This is a genomic window from Planctomycetaceae bacterium (genome assembly GCA_039680605.1).
Lineage (GTDB): Bacteria > Planctomycetota > Phycisphaerae > SM23-33 > SM23-33 > JAJFUU01.
In genome coordinates this window covers 16,908-36,436 of record JBDKTA010000044.1, presented here as the reverse complement: position 1 = coordinate 36,436, position 19,529 = coordinate 16,908, and the positions used below count along the sequence as shown (strand labels likewise).

Here is a 19,529-nt window from a genome sequence, read left to right as displayed (position 1 = left end):
CCCGTGCAATCCGGGGAGCATGGGCGAGACGCCCATGCCACACCGCAAGAGCATGGGCGAGACGCCCATGCCACTCACGGCCGGGACGGCCGTGCTACTAATACGGCAGTTCCTGCCTCTGCCCGATCACTTCTAATCGGCCCTTGAGGCCTTCCTGACAGCCGCCGACGGTGATGGTAAACCAGCCTGGTTCGAGGATGCGATTGCCGTCGTTGCTGATCAGCGACAGATCGCGAGGCGTGAGGGTGAAGGCCACGCGCTTCTTCTGGCCGCGCTTGATCGTGATGCGTTTGAAGCCGCGCAGGTCGCGCTTGGGCGTGGTTACCGAGGCCTCTTCGTCGGTCACGTAAAGCTGCACGACCTCGTCGCCGTCGCGTTTGCCGGTGTTGGTCACTTCGACGCTGACGGCGAACGACCCGCCGGCGGCGGGCTTGATCTTGAGCTTGTCGTAGGCGAAGGTCGTGTAGCTCAGGCCGAATCCGAACGGATACAGCGGCTCGGCTTCCATGTAGCGGTAGGTGCGATTCTTCATCGCGTAGTCTTTGAAGTCCGGAACGTCGGCCAGGCACTTGACGATCGTCACCGGCAGTCGGCCGGCGGGGTTGCAGTCGCCAAAGAGCACGTCAGCGATCGCCCGGCCGCCCTGGGCGCCGGGGTACCACGCCTCGACGATGGCTGGGACATTCTCGGCCGCCCACGTAATCGAGATCGGGCTGCCGTTGAGCAGCACCAGCACGACGGGCTTGCCCGTGGCGTGCAGCGCCTGGAGCAGTTGCTCCTGCATGCCGACCAGGCCGATGCGGACGCGGTCGCCGCCGCCCTCGCCGCCCATCTCCTCGCCCTCGAGATCGGGCGTCAGGCCCATGACCGCCACGATTACATCGGCCTGCTCGGCCACTTCCAGAGCCTCGGCGAACCCGCGCGACGCGCGGCCGACCCACTCGTTGTCCTTGTCCGAAAAGTCGAAGCAGCCCGGCTGATACAGCACGCGCGTCTGCTTGCTGACGGCCCGGCGGATGCCGTCCAGCGGCGTGATTGATTCACTCGGCGTGCCGTTATAGTTGCCCAGCAGCACGTTGGGCGCGTAGGCGTTGGGGCCGATGACGGCGATGGTCTTGACGTTCTTCTTCAGCGGCAGGACGTTGCCCTCGTTCTTGAGCAGCACGATGGACTGCCGCGCCATCTCGATGTTGAGATCGCGGTGCTTGGGGCAGTCGACGACCGAGAACGGCGTGCGGGCAAAGGGCACCTTGGCCGGCGGGTCGAACATCCCCAGGCGGAACCGCGCCATGAACAGCCGCGTCAGCGCGCGGTCGACGGACGCCTCGCTCAGCAGACCGCCCTGCACCGCGGCCAGCAGCGAGTGGTATGCCTTGCCGCAGTTGAGATCGCAGCCGTTTTCGGTGGCCAGTGCGGCCGACTCGGTGGCGTTGTGCGTGATCTTGTGATGCTCGTGGATGTCGCAAATGGCCATGCAGTCGCTGACGACGTAGCCTTCAAAGCCCCACTCGTCGCGCAGGATTTCCTGCAGCAGGGTCTTGCTGGCGCAGCAGGCCTCGCCGTTGACGCGGTTGTACGCGCCCATCACCGACAGGGCCTTGCCCTCGACGACGGTGTCGCGGAACGCCGGCAGGTACGTCTCGCGCAGGTCCTTCTTGCTGACGATGGCGTCGAATCCGTGCCGCAGCGGCTCGGGCCCGCTGTGAACGGCGTAGTGCTTGGGCGTCGCGACGCTCTTGAGGTACTTGGGATGGTCGCCCTGGAGCCCCTTGACGAACGCCACGCCCATGCGGCCGGTGAGGTACGGGTCCTCGCCGTAGGTTTCCTGCCCGCGGCCCCAGCGGCCGTCGCGGAAGATGTTCACGTTGGGCGTCCAGAAGGTCAGGCCCTTATAGATGTCCGCGTCGTTGCGGCGGAGGTAGTGGTGATACTTGGCGCGCCCTTCGTCGGCGATGGCCGAGGCGACCTTCTGCATCAGATCGACGTTCCACGACGCGGCCATCCCGATCGCCTGGGGAAAGACCGTCGCGATGCCGGACCGCCCCACGCCGTGGAGGCACTCGTTCCACCAGTTGTACGCCGGAATGCCCAACCGCTCGACGGCCGGGGCGTCGAAGAGCATCTGCGTGCATTTCTCCTGGATGGTCATGCGGCCGATGAGATCGGCCACGCGCTGCGGCATGGGCAGCGAGGCGTTGAGGTAGGCGGGTTTGGCGGGCTTGGATTTCGGAGCGTCAGGCGCGGCAGCTTGGGTCATGGAAGGATTCCTTTTTGTGGAAGATATGATTCTATTGGAGGCGGCGGAGGCGAGCAAGATCGAGAATCGAGACGGAAAGGCTCGTCGATTCTCTTGTTCGCCTGCCCGGAGGCTGGTATTGTTCTTGACGTGACGAATCTTACGGCAATTCGACGGGCGGTCAGGCAGGCGGCACGAGCTAACGGCGCGACCTTGGCAGTGTTATTCGGCTCGCATGCGCGCGGAACGGCGACGCGGCATTCGGACGTCGACGTTATTTTCGTGGAAGAGACGAATGATCGCTTCCTGGACCGGCTCGTGCGGTACATGATTCCTCTGTCGGAGGCGCTGCACGAGGCCATCGAGGTCCTGGTTTATACTCCTGCCGAGTTTGAGGATATGAAGGACCGCGCGTTCGTTCGCCGCGCGCTGCAGGAAGGAATCATTCTATATGAGTCTGGAAAAAAACGCACAACAAGCCGCTCGCTGGCTTGAGCAAGCCCAGCGCGATCTCAAAACCGCCCAAGGCTCACGTGCGATGGGCAGCCACGAATGGGCCTGCTTTCAGTCCCAGCAAGCTGCCGAGAAAGCCGTCAAGGCGCTATGGTATTTCCACAGCTTCGATCCGTGGGGACACAGTGTCTTGAAACTGATCCAGGATTTCCCTGATCAATCTGTCGCCTCAACGCTCGGCAAGCTTAAGAATCAAGCAGCGCGTCTCGACAAACTTTATATTCCGACAAGGTATCCCAATGGCCTGCCCGATCTGGTGCCGGGCGACGCTTACACTTCAGCGGAAGCGGCGCAGGCCATGAAGGCCGCTAAGCAAGTCATAGATCTTGTGGCTTCTCTCATCCAATGACAGCACGGGCGGGGCGCCCGTGTGACTCACGGGCAAGATGCCCGTGCTACTGCGAGATGTCATGGGCCGCACGGGCGCCGTCGGGGGCTCGCATGGGGATGGGGCTGGCCAGCGGGGCTTTGAGGCGGGTGATCTTGCACATTGCCAGGCGCAGGCCCCAGGTGAAGGTGCGGCGGACGGTCTGGAGCAGGCCGCCGATGCCGATGAACTGCACGCCGGCGGGCTTGAAGCCCAGGCGGTCTTTGCGCCACAGCAGCGTCCAGATCAATCGCAGGGGATTGTAGAACGACAGGTACGCGATCATCAGGTTGTACTGCTTGCGCCACGGGCGGCGGGCGGTGGAGGCGATGACGTAATTGCCGTCGTACATGTGCGGCTGAACCTGGCGCGACCCGACGCTCTCGAGCACCATGCCGGAGGTGAAAGTGTCGACGTAAAGTTTCGAGCCGGCCGAGGGCGTGATCATCAGCACCTGCATGGCCACGCCGCCGGCTTTCTTGAGCAGGCCCACCTGGTTGAGCAGCCCGCCGGCGCCCGTGCGCGTCCAGAGCGGCTGATCGTCGTGGTGCATCATCATCGGCATGGGGCAGATGCCGTGGCTTCGCAGCAGGCGGAACGCCTCGATGGTCTTGTCGACGGTCTGGCCCTTCTTGACCAGCGTGCCGGTCATGTCCTCGACGCCCATCCACAGCGCCCGCAGACCGGCCTTGTGCGCCACCGCCAGGTGGTCCTTCATCGTCAGCACGTCATGCACGGTGACTTCGGTGGCCCAGCGGACGGTGCGCCCGAGCTTCTTGCCCCAGGTGCCGGTGGTGGCGGCGATGGCCTCGATGATCGCCAGCGACCGTGGCGGGTCGTTGAAGAAGTTGTCGTCGGCCCCGAAGAAATACTTGATGCCGTACTGGCTGGCGAGCTGCGACATTTCCTTTGCGATGCGAGGCCCGCTCTTGGCGCGGTACGTGCGCTGGTTGTAGGCGGGGATCGGGCAGTACCCGCAGGAGAAGCGGCAGCCGAAGGTCATCGCCAGCGAGCCGATGGGCGTGTGCTTGTGTACGCTGTTGGCGGGGATAGGCGCCCCGGACAGATCGCGCCGGCGGCTGGGCGGCTCGAGCAGCGAGTACCCCAGCGTGGGGTCGGGCAGTTCGTCCAGGTCGCCGCAGAGGCGCTGGATGCCGGTGTCGACCAGGGCCTCGGGCGCGCGGCCGTCGGGTCCGACGGGATACACCAGTCCCGGCACGGCGTCGAGGGCGCCGGAGGCTTTGGCGCGCATGAAGGCGGCCCGCAGGGGCTCGCCCGGCGCCCGGGTGTCGAGGACGGCTTCGAGCATGGCCAGGAAGACGTAGTCTTCGCCGGTGACGGCGATATCCGCGCGCCACGGGTCTGCGTCGTCGGGGCTGAAGAGGTCCCAGGGCGCATAGACGCACGAGGGCCCGCCGGCGACGATCAGCGGGCGGTGCGCCGGGTCGATCGCGCAGGCCTGGCGCAGCATCCGCCGCGCGCGGTCGATGTGCAGGCCCATGCTCGAGATCAGCAGCATGTCGGGCAGGCGCCCGTCAAGCCGCACGCGGCCGGCGTGAACGTTGGGGTTCCACTGCTGAAGCACGAGGCGCGTTTTTTCGAACCCGCTATCAGCCAGCGCCGAGCCGATGGCGCGGATTCCGGCTGGGGCCATCCGCAAGTCGGCGTAGATGAACGGGAGCATTCGCGTGCGGTGGTCGAAGGCGCACAGGGCGACGCTGGCCAGATCGTGGGAGGCGGCTTTAACGCGCAGGCGCCGCCGGATGTCTGTCGCCTCGCCGGCGGGCAGCAATCGGTCGTCATCATCGCGGCGCGGCAGTTCCATCCACAAACTCCTGCCAGGGGGAAAGAGATGCATCATAGCATCCGCGTCCGGGGCCACAAAGGCTTTTGCGGGCGGCCGCGCCAGGAAGTTGGGCCACAGGGGCACAGAGAAGAACGAGGAGAGGGGCACAAGTAACTAGATGCCGCCGCATTTGACGGGTGGCATGGCGACACGCGTTGTTCAGCGGGTCGCCATGGACATGCGCTGGTCATGGCGACCCACGAGAAACAAAAACGTGTGTCGCCATGCCACCCGCCTTCGGGTACGGCGAGGCGAGCAGCGCGGCCATGGCGGCTGGTTTCTTCAATCGCATTGTCCGGGGCGGGGGTTAAAGAGATGCCGGTTTGTGCCATGGAGGGCATTTCAGCGCGGAATTTTCTGTGCCCATGCTGCATAATCGTGTCGTGAGACTGCTGTGCCCTCAACTGGTGGCCGTTGCGATGCTGACCGGCGCGCTGTGCGCTGCGCAGCCCGCGGCGCCGCGCAAGATCGACTTCTTTCCCCCGCAGTGGACCGCCCTGAACATCGTCTGGCAGCCGACGTGGGAGGCGACTGTCGCGGCTAACAGCGAGCAGGCGTGGAGCGAGGAGCTCTCGGCCGACAAAAGCCTGGCTCAGGCGGCCGGTCAGATCGTGGCGCTGCGGCGGATCGCGTTACACAAGGCGCTGATGGAGCGGTTCCCCCGCGAGAAGGACAAGCACCTCCAGGCCTACCGCACCATCGCCATGAGCTACCAGCAGTTGGGCATGGGCTACTGGCGAAGCTACTGGGGCTGGAAGCTGGTACACGACTTCCCCGCCCGCAAAGAGCAGCACGCCGAGGCGTACGGCTGGATGATGCAGTGGCCCTACGCCGGCAGTTACTTCAGCCCCGACGCGGCGCAGTGGAAGTTCGCCATCGACGACGTGCTGGCGCTGCACGCCCGCGGCGTCATCGCCGACGACAGCCCGCTGCTGGCGCAGGCGGCGGGCGCGCTGGCCGAGATGAGCGTCCAGGAGGACCGCTACGACGTTTTCGCCGGCGAGCTCGACCGCATCGAGCGGCTGGGCAAGACGGTGCCCCGGTTCAACGAGATCGCCCAGAACCTCCTCCTGCCGTACGGTCACTTCGTGGCGGCGGCCAAGTGGGCAGACCGCGCCGGAAACCCAAACTCCTTCGCCCTGCTGACCGACGCCCCCACCGGGTCGATCGAGGGCCTCATCCAGAACCAGGAGCTCCAGACCCGCTGGGAGGCCCTGACGCAGGGCGACAAGCTTTCCAACCCCGCCGGCGCGCTCGACGCGGCCGCGGCGCAGGAGATCCTCGACCGCGCCGCCGGCAGCGAAGCGTTCATGAAGCGCGACGAGTCGCACTATGTGTCGTTCCAGGTGATGGCCGCGGCGGCGCTGGACGAGCTGACGCCCCAGCGGCTCGAGCCGCTGCGTGCGGCGCAGTTCAAGGGCGCCGCCCGGATCGCCGACGCCGTGCGCCTGACCGGCAGCGGCGACGACCTGGCGCTGGGGCTGAGGCAATATCCCTGGGCGGCGAACCTGCACGAGCTGGAGGTGGATTTCGCCGAGCAGGCCCTGCGCCAGGGGCGCTGCCAGTGGGCGATCGCCGCCTTCCGCGACGCCGCCCGCCGCGGCGGCGACCCGGCGCTGCGACGCGCCGCCCAGGCCGGGCTGTGGATGGCGCTGGCCCAAAGCAGCGGGGCCGACTTCCAGACCGCCATGGACGCCGTGCCCAACGAGACGCTCATGCCCTGGTTCGGCGGAACCATTCCCGCAGGAAAGCTCAAGAGCCAACTGCTCGCCCAGGCCGCCGCGGCAGACCAGACCCGCTCGCTGGCGCTGAACGCCTTGGCGCGCCGGCGCATCAGCCTGCCGCCGGACTGGCCGACGGACGACCTCCAGGGCCCGCCCGCCGACCAGGGCGCGCACAGCCCCTGGCCGGTCCAGGCCATCGCGACGACCGGGGCGGCGCTGATTGTCTCGGGCCCGGGACGCATCGCTCGCTACGACAGCGGCCGCCCCACGCCGGTGTGGACCTATCCGCCCGGCGAGGCCTCGCAGGAGCCCCCCTCGTGGGACGCCGCCGCGGCGTGGCGCTACCTGGGCGACATGCGGCACTTCCCCTTCAGCCGCCGCCCCGTCGCGGTGGGCCCTGCCGCGGTGTGCGACGACGGTTCCGTTGCCTTCACCCTGACGCTCCAGCAGGGGCGCTGGATGGTGACGGCCCTGAACCTGGCGACCGGGCGCGAGGCGTGGTCGACGCGGGACCGCAGCGACTGCAGAGACCTGAACTTCATGAGCGAACCGGCCGTCGTCGACGGGCGCGTTTACGTTCTGGCCGCGCCGGCCGAAATCGCCCGCGACGCCGGTCAAGGTCCCGGGCGCGACGCGGGCACCCCCGTCCTGCTGCACCTGGCGTGCCTGGCCAGCGAGGACGGACAACTGCTCTGGAAGCGCGACATCGGATGGCAACCGCACACGCTGCTGGACCTGGCGCAGCGATCGGCGGCCGTCACCGTGCATGACGGGGCGGTGTACTGTTCGACGAACATGGGGCTGATCGCCCGCTGCGACGTGCGCGACGGGATGGTCGAGTGGGTGCATGGCTACGCCAGCGCCATCCAGGCGCGCGGGTGCCTGTCGGTGAACTTCGCCCGCCAGGGCAGCCGCGCCATCGTCGCGGGCAGGAAGCTCCTGATCGCCCCGCGCGATCACACGGGCATTCTTGCCTTCGACACAGCCAGCGGCCGGGGGCTCTGGGAAACCGTGCTGACGCCGTCGGACCGCCTGCTGGGCGTGACCGGCAGCGCCGTGATCGGCGCCAACGAGCGGTGGCTGGCGGCGGTGGACCTGGCCAGCGGCCGCCAGCTCTGGTGCCGGGAGTTTCGCGGAGGCATCGCCGGCCAAGGGGCAGTCTGCGGCGGCGAAGTGGCGGTCATTTCGGGCGGCAGGGTGCATCGGATCTCTGCCCAGACGGGGCGCGACGTCGAGTCGGCCAGTCTGGCGACGGGTCCCAACGCCGAGCCGATCATGCTCGGCGACGGTAGCATCGTCGAGGTGGAGGCCCCGCCGCTGGCGCCAGAGCCTCCGCGCGACGGCGCCGGCGGCGGGCTGCAACTGCCCCTCAAGTGCATCTGGCAGTTGAACGCCCCGCGGGCCACGCTCGTTTTGCCGCCGCAAGGGCAGGCCGACGGATTCATGGCCGTCGTCAGCGGGCGGCGGCTGGCATGCCTCAAGACGCATCCGAAGTGGCAGATCGCCTGGCAGCGCCTGCTGGAGCGGCAGCCGCAGGCGGTCGTGGCGGCAGGCGACCGCGTGATTGCGGCGACGCTGCACGAGCTGCGCGCGTACGACGCCGGCGACGGGCGGTTGCTCTGGTCGCTCGAGCTGGGGTTCCTGGCCGGGACCCTCGGCGGCGACGCAGCAACGATCTTCGCCGTGACGGCGACGGCGCACGAACCGCACGTCGCCGTGATCGACGCGGCGTCGGGCAAGCTGCTCTGGACGCGCAGCCTGGCGCTGGGGGCGCGGTTCAGCGGGGGCATCTGGGACGCGGCACTGCACCGCCAGGGACAGGCCGGCGTCGACGTCGTCATCAACACGCTCTGGGGCGACGTCGGATGGCGGTGGAGCCTGGTGACGTTCGAGGCCGCCACCGGCGCCATCCGCGACATCCGCCGCTTCATGCCCGACGACATGAACTGGTCAGGCTACGCCTCGCTCGACGGCGATTCGATGCGGTTCATGGGTCACGACGCCCGAGTTCACGTGGCGCCCCGCGGCGGCGGAGGCGACCAGGCCGCCGCCTGGGAAACTAAGTTCCACCTGAACGCCTGGAACCACTTCCGCCACCTGGCCGAGATCCGCTGGACCGGCAAGGCGATCTACGCCAACGCCGTCGATCAGTTGTTCGAGTTCGACCTGTCCACCCGCAGGCAGACGGTCTACACGCCGCCCAAGGACGCCCGCATGATCCAGGCGGTCATCCACGACTTCCGCCCCGGCGGCGAGGCCGCCTGGGTCGTCTCAGGCGTCACCGGACAGATGCGCGCCGTCGGCGGGCAGCCCGCCCCCCCGCCCTTCTACAGCCTTGCCGACTCGCGAATGTACGTCGACATGTTCGACCCCGCCACCGGGCGGCACCTGGCGAGGCAGGAACTGCCCGACGCCCTGTGCGGCCTCAAAGATCTGGCGGGCTTCGACACGCGGGCTCGCATCCTCGACAATGGCGTGGTGGTGGCCGACCCGCGGGCGGTGCGGATCTACGCCTCGGGCGCCGCCGCGGCCAAGCCCGCCCCCCGCGCAACGCCCGCCAAGCCCCCCAGCACCGAGTGGTTCTACAAGAGCAAGTGGGGCGTGTTCCTGTTCTATGCCCCCACGCTCCAGCGCATCCGAACGCCACAGGAGTGGGATGCGACCGTGGCGGCCTTCGACGCCCCCGCCCTGGCTCGCCAGCTCAAGGAATGCGGCGCCGGATACCTGATGATCCCCGTGCGGTACCACGGCGATTTTCCGCTGGCGCCCAACTCGGTCATCGAGAAGGACCGCCCCGGTCTCGCGCCCAAGCGAGATCTGATTGCCGACCTGGCCGGCGAGCTGGACAAGCAGGGCATCGCCCTGGTGCTCTACTGCACCGCCGGGGCCGGCACCGGCGACATCGGCGAGGCGGCCGGTTCCGCGGCGGTCATCGAGGAGTGGTCGCGGCGCTACGGGACGGCGGTCAAAGCCTGGTGGATCGCCGGGATCAACGACGCGGCGGTGCTGCAGCGCATGCTCGCCGCGGCCGCCCGCGCGGGCAACCCCGACGCGCTGGTGGGCTTCGGGCGAGAGGGCGTGCCCCGGCGCAACAGCCCGTATGAAGACTTCACGGCCTCGTTCTTCGCCGATGCGGCAAAGCTCTCCTGCCCAGGGCGGCGAGTGGACGGCCTGCAGTGGCACGCCGTGCTGCCCTTGGGGGCGACCTGGGGCGCCCAGCGCGGCGCGGCGGTGCGATGGCAGGGCGATCGGCCAGCCGCCATCACCGAGACCCTGCTCAAGCGCGGCGGCGTCATCACCTGGGACGCCAAAGCCATGCGAAGCGGGCTCATCGAGGTGGACTGCCTGCCCGCCCTTAAAGCAATCGGGCGGACGGCAGCAACGTTCCGCCGGTAGCCCCCCGCATCGCGCCCGCCGCCCCTCCATCAACCAGCGCCCTGAGCGCAGAAAATGCCCCGGCATCGCAGTGCCGGGGCATTGATGAAAAACAAACGTTACCGCCGCGCGGACTATTTTCTGCGCCGGCGAATCACCGCCGCCACACCGCCCAGCGCCAACAGGCTCATCGTCGCCGGCTCGGGGACGGGCGCGACGATTTCGGTCTGCAACAGAACATCCGACACGGCAGACACGTACCCGTGCTTCTGAATGCGCATTCCGATGTTGCCGATGTCGAGATAACTAGTGCCAAGACCGTTGACCGTGGCGATCGAGGTTGTGCCGCCGTCAATAAACAGGTCAACGCGGTCGTTGGTCTGATCGATGACCATTGAAAGCGTATGCCATGCCGCATCTGTACGGACAGTACTGGCATAGAGGACGCCATCCCACTTGATCCCAAAATGGTTATACGAAGTGGGTGGGTCGCCTTCGTTATATGCGAACCCGTACTCGCCCATGTAGAACATTTCTTCGGTCGGAGCAGAGTTGCGGGTCAGGCCTACCCAGGTCCGAGCTCCGGATGTCATCATGCTGGCGGTAATTGTGACCTTGTCGACGTTGGCCCAGTCGATGGAGGCACTGTGGTATGGCATTGCCCAAACATTGTAAGCCACACTGTAAATATACTTGTCTCCACCACCGCGGTCGGCAACGGAAAGTGAACCCGGATTCTGCCATCCGCCATCGGGGTTCTGCCACGAACTGTAACCGTCAAAAGTGTCTTGGAAAACCGTCACCGGCGCCGCCCAGAGCGTCCCGCCTGCCGCAAGAACAACTGCAATCGCTGTAAGGATCTTCATCTCGTTTCCCTTTCCTTTGGCCATTGCTGACGTTGACAGGCCCATCGCAACGATGGGAAAACACAATCACTGCCAGCCGCGATAACAGCAAAAAGATGATTCGTGAAGCACAATATGAAACCACTACGGTCGGAGATATGCCTGCCTCCGTTGAGCGCTTTCGGCCGCCTGATGAAGGGGCCGCCTCTGCAATCGCTCAAACACAAGGCCTACGCTCGACCTGTGATCACCTTACCACGGAACCGCAATTTTGCAAGTCAAAAAACGGCAGATTATCGACTGTTCTGCGGACATCTCGACGCTCAGAGATGGATCACACCGCCAACCCCTCCAAAATGCACCGTAAAAGCACCCAAAAAGCACCCAAACCCCAGGTATGAGCCCGGAAGACTGCATGAGCTAAGGGATCGTGGCTCTTCAGGCCTGCGGCCCTTCGCGCCACGGAACCCGATGCTGCCGGCCCTGCGCTATTCGACCTCGGCGGTGGACATATGCGGAATAGACCAAGCTCAGGAGCTATCCCAAAGGGATTTTCTTTCCGCCGCGGCGGCGCTGCGATACTATCTGCCCTGGACTGCTGACCCGCCACGACAAGGAGACGGTTGTGCCCCAGGACATTGCGGAACTTTCTGAAGACTCGTTCGACGACGAAATCGGGCGCTCGGCGCTGCCGGTGCTGATAGACTTTCATGCCCCCTGGTGCATCGACTGCCGTCGCCTGGAACCGGCGCTGCAGGAAGCGGCGGGCGATTTTCACGGAAGGCTCAAGGTGTATAAAGTCGATGTCGATAAGCAGGAAGCTCTGGGCCGGCGGTTCGGCATCAGCACGATCCCGGTGCTGGTGCTGCTGTCGTCAGGACAGGAAGTGCGGCGCCTGGTGAATGTCAAAGACAAGCTGCGGATCGTCACGATGATCGAGGCCTTCATGGCACACGAGAAGCCTTCATGAGTCGCAGAAGCAGAAAAGAACCCGAGGCCGCCCCCGAGGCGGCGCCGGCGGGCAAGGGGCTGCTGTTCGAGATCGCCTGGGAAGTCTGCCAGCAGGTCGGCGGCATCTACACCGTCCTGCGCAGCAAGACGCCCTGCATGGTCGAGCGATGGGGCGACCACTACTGCCTGATCGGTCCGTGGAACGACGAGGTCAGCCCGCTGGAGTTCGAAGAGATCCGCCCCACCGGGCACCTGGCCGAGGTGGTGAAAAAGCTCGCCGAACTCGGGATCACCGCCCATCACGGGCGATGGCTGATCACCGGTCAGCCGCGCACGATCCTGCTGGACCTTCGGGCGGCCTTTGGTCGCCTGGCGGAGATCCGCTACCGCTTCTGGCGCGACTTCGCCATCCACTGCCCCGTCGAGCCGCTGTTCGACGAGGTGATCGCCTTCGGCTGGAGCGTCGAGCAGTTCTTCCGCTTCCTGATGGCCGAACACGCGTCGCGCACGCCGGTGATCGCGCACTTCCACGAATGGATGGGCGGCTCGGCCATCCCTGCGCTGCGGGCGGCGAAGTTGGGCGTGTCGATCGTCTTCACCACGCACGCGACGCTGCTGGGGCGGTACCTGGCCTCGAGCGACCTGGGCTTCTACAACCGCCTGGCGCGCGTGAACTGGCTGGAAGAGGCCCGCGCGATGAACATCGAGCCGCACGTGAAGCTCGAACGCGCCGCCGCCCACGGGGCGCACGTGCTGACGACGCTGAGCCAGATCACCGCAGACGAGTGCGACCACCTGCTGGGGCGCCGCCCGACGGCGCTGCTGCCCAACGGGCTGAACATCGAGCGCTTCGTGGCGATGCACGAGTTCCAGAACCTGCACCTGCAGTACAAGGAACGCATCAACCATTTCGTGATGGGCGAGTTTTTCCCCAGCTATACCTTCGACCTGGAGAACACGCTGTACTTCTTCTCGGCGGGGCGCTACGAGTACCGCAACAAGGGCTACGACCTGACGCTGGAGTGCATGGCGCGGCTCAACGCGCTGCTGCAGGGCAGCGACCGCACGGTGGTGTTCTTCCTGATCACGCGCCAGCCGTTCCGCTCGATCAACGCCGAGGTGCTCAACCGAATCGCGATGCTCGAGGAGCTCCAGCGCAACTGCCTGGCGATTCGCGACCAGATCGGCCAGCGACTCTTCGCCGCGGCCGCCGGCGGGCAGATCCCCGACTGCAACGCCCTGGTGGACGACTATTGGCGGCTGCGGCTCAAGCGCCTGCTGCACGCCCGCAAGAGCCACTCGCTACCGACGATCGTCACGCACGACCTGGTCGACGACCAGCACGACGAGGTGCTCAACCAGCTTCGCTACCTCAACCTGGTCAACGGCGCCGACGACCGCGTCAAGGTGATCTACCACCCCGACTTCGTCAACGCCAACAATCCGCTGTGGGGCATGGACTACGACCAGTTCGTGCGCGGCTGTCACCTGGGCATCTTCCCGAGCTTTTACGAACCGTGGGGCTACACGCCGCTGGAGTGCGTCGCGCGCGGGATCCCTGCCGTCACCAGCGACTTGTCGGGCTTCGGCTCGTACGTCTCGCAGGCCATGCCCGATCATGATGAATCCGGCATCTACGTCGTGCCCCGCCGCGGCAAGTCGTTCGAGGAGTCTGCCCAGCAGCTCGCCGGGCGCCTGCTGCAGTTCTGCCGCATGGATCGCCGCCAACGCATCACCATGCGAAACCAGGTCGAACGCACGGCCGACCAGTTCGACTGGGCCGTCATGTGCCGCCACTACGACGCCGTCCACCGCATGGCCGCGACGATGAACGACTAGGACTATTTCCAATTTCCGATTTTCAATTTCCAATTGAACAACAACCTGAAAGACCTCCTGGCGCGGATTCCTCTGTTGTTTGTTCTTTGTTGTTTCAACTGTTTGTTTCGGATTTCGAAATTCGGTTTTCGGATTTGTTTCTCCCAATTGGAAATTGGAGCCGGGGCCTAGAATAGCTCAGGGCGCATCATGACCTTTTATGACGAAATCGCCGCCGGCTACGACAAGATCACCGGCGCCGCCGGGCGCGTGAAGGTGATCGAAGCCTTCGTCGGGGAGTTTCTCAAGCGCTACCCGACCGCGTCGGCCGTCGATGCCGCCACCGGCACCGGCGCCTATGCCATTGCCCTGGCCAGGGCGGGCGTAACCGTCACCGGCACGGACATCTCGGCGGCGATGGTCGACGAGGCGGCTTCGGCGGCCCTCAAGGCCGGACTGAACGTCGGCTGGATGTGCGTGCCCATGCAGGACCTGGCCGGACGGGTCGAGGACCCTGTCGACGCCGTGCTGTGCATGGGCAACTCGCTGCCGCACCTGTTGACCGCCGACGAGATCGAGGCCGCCCTGGCCGCCTTCGCCGCGATTGTCCGCCTCGGAGGTGTGTGCGTGCTTCAACTGCTCAACTACGATCGCGTCCTCAGGCTCGGCGAGCGCGTCGTCGGCATCGACCGCAGCGGCGAGCAGACCTTCGTCCGCTTCTACGACTTCCTTAACGACCGCCTGCGGTTCAACATCCTGGAAATCACCTGGGCCGGCGAACAGGCCGTTCACACCCTGCACAGCACGACCCTGCGCCCCTGGAGGGTCGCCGAGATCACCGCCGCCCTGGCCCGCTGCGGATGGACCGACGTGCAGCAATTCGGCGGCCTGGACTTCTCGACGCTTCACGACCTCAAGAGCGAAACGGTGATGCTGATCGCCAGGAAAGCGTAGACGTCGGTTGTTTCTTTTCAGAGCCCGGGGACGGGGACGGGGAGTGCGGGATTGGGACGGGATTGGGGGGATTAAGAGGATTAAAACAAAGAGAGAACGGGGAGAGTTTTCGTCCTCGTCCTCATCTTTGTTTCTTTTCTCTTTATTCGTGCCATCCGCCTTCGCCAAGGCTACGGCGGACAGGTTCGTGACATTCGTGGACGTAATTCTTTCCCCGAGTCATGGGGACGCGCGGGGCAAGCCCCGCCGCTAATTTCAGCAGTCTCCGTTTACTTTCTTAATCCTCTTAATCCCCCTAATCCTTTAATCCCGCACTCCCTGTCCCTCACTGCTTAAAAATCCGCAATCGATTGACTGGGCGGTTTTGCCGTTGTACTTTGACGCTCGAAAAGGAGAACACCAATGAACGTTCGCCCCTGGACATTTGCGATGATCGCTGCAGCGGTCCCTGCCCTGGTTGGCTGTTGCGTGGTCAAGCCGACCCCCGCGCCCGCGACGGTTGTGCAGGAACCGCCCCCGCCCGCGCTGATCGCGCCCTCGGGCGCCGTCGCCGCCAGCATCAAAGCCATGGGCGGCATCGAGGCCTGGCAGAACGTGCAGACCGTCACTTACGACGCGGTGGTGACCTTCTATAATGACGGCGGAACCGCACACGTCGACCGCCATCGCCAGGCGATCGATCTGATCAACTGGACGCTTACCGCCAGCTCGACCCGCCCGGCCGGGGCGTGGCAGGCCGTCGTCGACCCAGAGGGCAAGGTCGCCTTTCATCCCGCCCCCGCCCGCGAGAGCGATCTGCAAACCCTCCTGACCAACGCCCTGCCGATGGTCCTCGAACGGGCCCCGGGAGTGCTGAACCTGGTCTCGGTCCACACGAGCCAGCGGCCCGGCCGCCAGAGCCGCGCCCGCATCGACGGCATCGACGCGATCCGCGTCGCCGCGGCAGGAGACGGTTGGGCCAAGGCGTACTATCTCGACCGCGGCAGCAACCTGCTGCAGTTCGCCACCTCCGGCGGCGACGCGCCGGGCCAGAGCGGAACCATCACCCGGTACACCTTCACCCGCCTGGGCAAGGACATGCGGTTCCCCAGCCGCATCGAGGTCTTCGCCATCGGGCAAAACACGCTGCTGGGCGAGAAGAAGATTCTCGACATGGACCTGCTGAACATCCGTCTGACCCCGCGCCCGCCCGCGCCGGCGGCAGCCGCCCCAGCGCCGGCACGCTAGAAGTTCCTAAGCCCAGCCATTGCAATGGCTGGGCGTTTTTCCGCTAACAGAGGTTTCCCTACACGCCACGCCTGTGCAGCGATAGAATGTAGACGATGGGACTGGATATCACGAACATTCTGTCGGACTGGCCTTATGAGCCCGGCCAGATTACCGCCCGGCGCATCCGCGGCGCCGACGGCAAGAGCAAGATCCAGCTCCGCCTGGACCTGGGGCTGCTGCAGATGGAAGCCGAAGGCCGCCCCGACGGCAAACGCCCCCACGGCTACGAGAGCCTGCTCGATTACCACGAGCATCTGCTGCGCCGCTGGGTCGACGAGCACGGCAGCGACGAGGGCTTCGACCTCGATGAGCAGGCCTGCGAGTTGCTGCGCGGCGAAGGCGTGATGTACTACCACCGCTACCTGGCCGAGTTCGTGCTGGAAGACTACGAGAGCGTCGAGCGCGACGCGATGCGCAACGTCCGGGCGTTCGATCTCTGCCGCCGCTACGCCCGCGACGAGTCGGACAAGTACGCCCTCGAGCAGTACCGCCCGTACGTGATCATGATGATCGCCCGCGCCCGCGCGAGGCTGGCGCTGAAGCAGAACCGCCCCAAGACCGCCCTGGCGTCGGTGCGCAAGGGCATCAAAGACATCGAAGACTTCTGCCGCCAGTTCGGACAGGAAGACGCCATCGAAAGCTCCGGCGAAATCGCCATCCTCAAGGCCATGGTCAGCGAGATCGAGGCGCGAATCCCCGCCGACCCGATGCAGAAACTCAAAGAAGCGCTGGACAAAGCCGTCACCGATGAGCGGTACGAGGAAGCCGCCCAGCTTCGCGACCAGCTCCGCCGGGCCACCGAGCAATCGGCACGCCTCTCCCAGGAATAGCAACCCCATGACCCAGTACCAGCACGCCCGGGCGGGAACCATCACGCCCCAGATGAAAATCGTCGCCCAACGCGAGTCGCTGCCGGCAGAAACCGTCCGCGACGAAATCGCCGCCGGCCGGCTCGTCATCCCCGCAAACCGCCTGCACCTGGCGCCTCCGGCCGGGGCGGCCGTCACCCTGGCGCCCTGCGGCATCGGCCGATGCGTCACCACCAAGATCAACGCCAACATCGGCGCCTCGCCCGTCAGCAGCTGCAAAGACCTCGAGCTGACCAAGCTGCAGTGGGCTGTCAAGTACGGCGCCGACGCGGTGATGGACCTGTCCACCGGCGGCGACCTCGACGCCACGCGCGAGCACCTGATCGCCAACGCCTCCGTGCCCATCGGCACCGTGCCGATCTACTCGATGATCGTCAACAAGCCCATCGAGGACCTCACGCGCGAGGACATCCTGGCGACCATCCGGCGCCAGGCCGCACAGGGCGTCGACTTCTTCACCATCCACGCCGGACTCCTGCGAAAGCACCTGCCCCTGGCCAACACGCGCAAGCTGGGCATCGTCTCGCGCGGCGGAAGCCTCCTGGCCAAGTGGATGGTCCATCACGGTCGCGAGAACCCGATGTACGAACTCTTCGACGAGATCAGCGCCATCTGCGCCGAGTACGACGTGACGTACTCGCTGGGCGACGGTCTGCGCCCGGGGTGCCTGGCCGACGCCTCCGACGACGCGCAGTTCGCCGAGCTCGAAGTGCTGGGCAACCTCGTGCAGCGCGCCCGCAAGTCCGGCGTGCAGGTAATGGTCGAAGGCCCCGGCCACGTGCCCTTCGATCAGATCGAGATGAACATGAAACGCCAGCAGGACTGCTGCGACGGCGCGCCGTTCTACGTGCTGGGCCCGCTGGTGACCGACGTGTTCCCCGGTTACGACCACATCACATCGAGCATCGGCGCCACGGCCGCGGCCTACTGGGGCGCCAGCTTCCTGTGCTACGTGACGCCCACCGAGCATCTGGGCCTGCCCCGCCCCGAGGACGTGCGAACCGGATGCATCGCCTACAAGATCGCCGCCCACGCCGCCGACGTGGCCCGCCACCTCCCCGGCGCCCGCGACTGGGACGACCGGATGGCCGCCGCCCGAGCCGACTTCGACTGGAAGAAACAATTCGAGCTGGCTTTCGACAGTGAAGCCGCCAAAGAAATCCGCACCCGCGACGTCAGCACCGAAGAGCACTTCTGCTCGATGTGCGGCCGCAACTGGTGTGCGGTTCGGCTCAGCCAGGAAGTGCGGAAGACCATGCAGGACCAGGCCGGGGCATAGCCGGCGAGCCGGATGCTCGGTTTCCTTAATCCTGCAATCGCGCACTCCCCGTCCCCATTCGTGTAATTCGTCACATTCGTGGACGTAGCTGTTTCTCTCCGCCTAGGATTGACCGAAAGGAGCCGACCATGAAAGCGGCGGTGCTGGAACGATTCGGCGACATTGATGCGATCCAGATCAAGGACATCGAGCGGCCCAAGCCGGCGGCGGGCGAGGCGCTGCTGGAGGTTCGGGCGGCGGCGTTGAACCATCTGGACATCTGGATCCGCCGCGGTTCGCGCAAGGACGTGCCGCTGCCGTGGGTCTTCGGCAGCGACGCCGCCGGCGTAGTGGCCGAATTGGGCCCCGGCGCCCGCGGGCTCGATGTCGGCCAGGAGGTGGTGATGCACAGCGGCCTCGACCGCATCGAGGCCGACGCGCCGCTGTCACACGGGCGGCGGATGGTCGAGGGCATCATCGGCGTGGCGCGGCCGGGGGCGTTCGCGCAGTACGTGGCCGTGCCGGATTACTCACTGCATCCCAAGCCCGCGCACTTGGATTTCGCGGCGGCATCGGCAATCTGCGTCGACCACCTGACCGCCTTTCGCATGGTGTTCTCGCGGGCGCATCTGTTCGTCGGCGAGAGGGTATTGATCCACGGCATTGGCGGGGGGGTGGCTTTGGCGGCGCTGCAGCTCGTCACGGCCGCCGGCGGCAGAGCGATCGTCACCTCCAGCAGCGACGAGAAGCTTGCCCGCGCGAAAGAGATGGGGGCGGCGGCAGGCATCAACTACCACACGGCTGGCGACGTGGCCGAGGCGGTGCTGGCGGCCACCGATGGGCGCGGCGTCGACGTGGTGATTGACTCTGTGGGCGGCGCGACCTGGGGCATCAACTTCAAGGCCGCCCGCCGCGGCGGACGTATCGTACACTGCGGCGTCACCGGCGGGGCCGAGGCGACGGCCGACATCTCGACGTTGTACTGGAAACAGCTTTCGGTGCTGGGAGCCACGCTGGGCAGCCAGGAGGAGTTCGACGAGCTGCTGCACCTGATGTCAGATCGGGCGATGGCGCCGGTGATCGATTCGACATGGCCGCTGGAGCAGATCCACCAGGCCACCCAGCGACTCGAAAGCGGACAGCAGTTCGGCAAGATCGTGCTGACCGTTTCGTGAGATTCACCGCGGAGACCGCGGAGGTCGCAGAGGAAAAGGGGAATGATGGAAGGGTGGAAGATTGGATGGATGGAAGAAGAATGGGTGGCATGGCGACACGCGTTGTTGTTTCTCGCGGGTCGCCATGGGGCCAAGCATAACACGATTGGCGCGGGTTATGTTGACTTCCGCGCGGCCAGGTGCAAGAATACGTTTTCCGGATTGATCAATTGGGAAATTGCCAATTGAAAATCGGAAATCGAAACGCGCCCGTAGCTCAGCTGGATAGAGCGTCTGCCTCCGGAGCAGAAGGCCAGAGGTTCGAATCCTCTCGGGCGTAGTGGTTACGA

At 65.9% G+C, this 19,529-nt stretch carries 14 protein-coding genes and 1 tRNA gene; 12 read left to right on the top strand and 3 right to left on the bottom strand.

Features of this window, described 5'->3' with window-relative positions; translation table 11 throughout:
• Window positions 1-97 precede the first annotated feature (97 nt).
• Window positions 98-2,257, bottom strand: coding sequence for a glycoside hydrolase family 3 C-terminal domain-containing protein (locus tag ABFD92_13045; GenBank protein MEN6505464.1), 2,160 nt, complete (start codon window positions 2,255-2,257; stop codon window positions 98-100).
• A gap of 129 nt (window positions 2,258-2,386) precedes the next feature.
• On the opposite strand from ABFD92_13045, the gene ABFD92_13040 reads away from it, so the two are divergent.
• Both ABFD92_13040 and ABFD92_13035 read left to right on the top strand, forming a co-directional pair.
• Window positions 2,387-2,731 (top strand): nucleotidyltransferase domain-containing protein, encoded by a 345-nt coding sequence (locus ABFD92_13040; protein ID MEN6505463.1) that lies wholly within the window; start codon window positions 2,387-2,389, stop codon window positions 2,729-2,731.
• Complete coding sequence (locus ABFD92_13035; GenBank protein MEN6505462.1) at window positions 2,688-3,098, top strand: HEPN domain-containing protein; 411 nt, start codon at window positions 2,688-2,690, stop codon at window positions 3,096-3,098. Before ABFD92_13040 ends, ABFD92_13035 begins: the two co-directional genes overlap by 44 nt.
• 46 nt (window positions 3,099-3,144) lie before the next feature.
• Here ABFD92_13035 and ABFD92_13030 read toward each other — a convergent pair whose 3' ends face one another.
• Complete coding sequence (locus tag ABFD92_13030) at window positions 3,145-4,941, bottom strand: radical SAM protein (GenBank protein ID MEN6505461.1); 1,797 nt, start codon at window positions 4,939-4,941, stop codon at window positions 3,145-3,147.
• A gap of 404 nt (window positions 4,942-5,345) precedes the next feature.
• Between ABFD92_13030 and ABFD92_13025 the strand changes: the two genes are divergently transcribed.
• Window positions 5,346-10,082, top strand: coding sequence for a PQQ-binding-like beta-propeller repeat protein (locus ABFD92_13025; GenBank protein ID MEN6505460.1), 4,737 nt, complete (start codon window positions 5,346-5,348; stop codon window positions 10,080-10,082).
• A gap of 113 nt (window positions 10,083-10,195) precedes the next feature.
• Here the strand turns inward: ABFD92_13025 and ABFD92_13020 are convergent, their stop codons facing one another.
• Window positions 10,196-10,927, bottom strand: a complete 732-nt coding sequence (locus ABFD92_13020) for a PEP-CTERM sorting domain-containing protein (GenBank protein MEN6505459.1) — start codon at window positions 10,925-10,927, stop codon at window positions 10,196-10,198.
• Window positions 10,928-11,531: 604 nt separating this feature from the next.
• Here ABFD92_13020 and ABFD92_13015 point away from each other — a divergent pair.
• From ABFD92_13015 to ABFD92_12975, 9 genes are all read left to right on the top strand, one after another.
• Window positions 11,532-11,876, top strand: coding sequence for a thioredoxin domain-containing protein (locus tag ABFD92_13015; protein ID MEN6505458.1), 345 nt, complete (start codon window positions 11,532-11,534; stop codon window positions 11,874-11,876).
• Window positions 11,873-13,696: a glycosyltransferase gene (locus ABFD92_13010; GenBank protein ID MEN6505457.1), complete on the top strand. Its 1,824-nt coding sequence runs from the start codon at window positions 11,873-11,875 to the stop codon at window positions 13,694-13,696. Before ABFD92_13015 ends, ABFD92_13010 begins: the two co-directional genes overlap by 4 nt.
• A gap of 189 nt (window positions 13,697-13,885) precedes the next feature.
• On the top strand, window positions 13,886-14,629 hold the full coding sequence (locus tag ABFD92_13005; protein MEN6505456.1) for a class I SAM-dependent methyltransferase: 744 nt from the start codon (window positions 13,886-13,888) through the stop codon (window positions 14,627-14,629).
• Window positions 14,630-15,031: 402 nt separating this feature from the next.
• The gene (locus tag ABFD92_13000; protein ID MEN6505455.1) at window positions 15,032-15,856 is read left to right on the top strand and encodes a hypothetical protein; all 825 of its coding nucleotides are present in this window, start codon (window positions 15,032-15,034) and stop codon (window positions 15,854-15,856) included.
• A 95-nt stretch (window positions 15,857-15,951) separates the two neighbouring features.
• Window positions 15,952-16,728 (top strand): UvrB/UvrC motif-containing protein, encoded by a 777-nt coding sequence (locus tag ABFD92_12995; GenBank protein ID MEN6505454.1) that lies wholly within the window; start codon window positions 15,952-15,954, stop codon window positions 16,726-16,728.
• A 7-nt stretch (window positions 16,729-16,735) separates the two neighbouring features.
• Window positions 16,736-18,046, top strand: coding sequence for a phosphomethylpyrimidine synthase ThiC (gene thiC, locus ABFD92_12990; GenBank protein ID MEN6505453.1), 1,311 nt, complete (start codon window positions 16,736-16,738; stop codon window positions 18,044-18,046).
• A gap of 128 nt (window positions 18,047-18,174) precedes the next feature.
• The gene (locus ABFD92_12985) at window positions 18,175-19,200 is read left to right on the top strand and encodes a zinc-binding dehydrogenase (GenBank protein ID MEN6505452.1); all 1,026 of its coding nucleotides are present in this window, start codon (window positions 18,175-18,177) and stop codon (window positions 19,198-19,200) included.
• Between the two features lie 42 nt (window positions 19,201-19,242).
• On the top strand, window positions 19,243-19,428 hold the full coding sequence (locus ABFD92_12980; GenBank protein MEN6505451.1) for a hypothetical protein: 186 nt from the start codon (window positions 19,243-19,245) through the stop codon (window positions 19,426-19,428).
• Between the two features lie 17 nt (window positions 19,429-19,445).
• Window positions 19,446-19,519: transfer RNA gene (locus tag ABFD92_12975), tRNA-Arg, on the top strand.
• Window positions 19,520-19,529: the final 10 nt, after the last annotated feature.

Bases quoted from the DNA above. Each gene is read 5' to 3' on its own strand.
- ABFD92_13020 (MEN6505459.1), bottom strand. From the start codon at position 10,927: ATGAAGATCCTTACAGCGATTGCAGTTGTTCTTGCGGCAGGCGGGACG.
- ABFD92_13005 (MEN6505456.1), top strand. From the start codon at position 13,886: ATGACCTTTTATGACGAAATCGCCGCCGGCTACGACAAGATCACCGGC.
- ABFD92_12985 (MEN6505452.1), top strand. From the start codon at position 18,175: ATGAAAGCGGCGGTGCTGGAACGATTCGGCGACATTGATGCGATCCAG.
- ABFD92_13030 (MEN6505461.1), bottom strand. From the start codon at position 4,941: ATGGAACTGCCGCGCCGCGATGATGACGACCGATTGCTGCCCGCCGGC.
- ABFD92_12980 (MEN6505451.1), top strand. From the start codon at position 19,243: ATGATGGAAGGGTGGAAGATTGGATGGATGGAAGAAGAATGGGTGGCA.
- ABFD92_13000 (MEN6505455.1), top strand. From the start codon at position 15,032: ATGAACGTTCGCCCCTGGACATTTGCGATGATCGCTGCAGCGGTCCCT.
- thiC (MEN6505453.1), top strand. From the start codon at position 16,736: ATGACCCAGTACCAGCACGCCCGGGCGGGAACCATCACGCCCCAGATG.
- ABFD92_13045 (MEN6505464.1), bottom strand. From the start codon at position 2,257: ATGACCCAAGCTGCCGCGCCTGACGCTCCGAAATCCAAGCCCGCCAAA.
- ABFD92_13010 (MEN6505457.1), top strand. From the start codon at position 11,873: ATGAGTCGCAGAAGCAGAAAAGAACCCGAGGCCGCCCCCGAGGCGGCG.
- ABFD92_12995 (MEN6505454.1), top strand. From the start codon at position 15,952: ATGGGACTGGATATCACGAACATTCTGTCGGACTGGCCTTATGAGCCC.
- ABFD92_13035 (MEN6505462.1), top strand. From the start codon at position 2,688: ATGAGTCTGGAAAAAAACGCACAACAAGCCGCTCGCTGGCTTGAGCAA.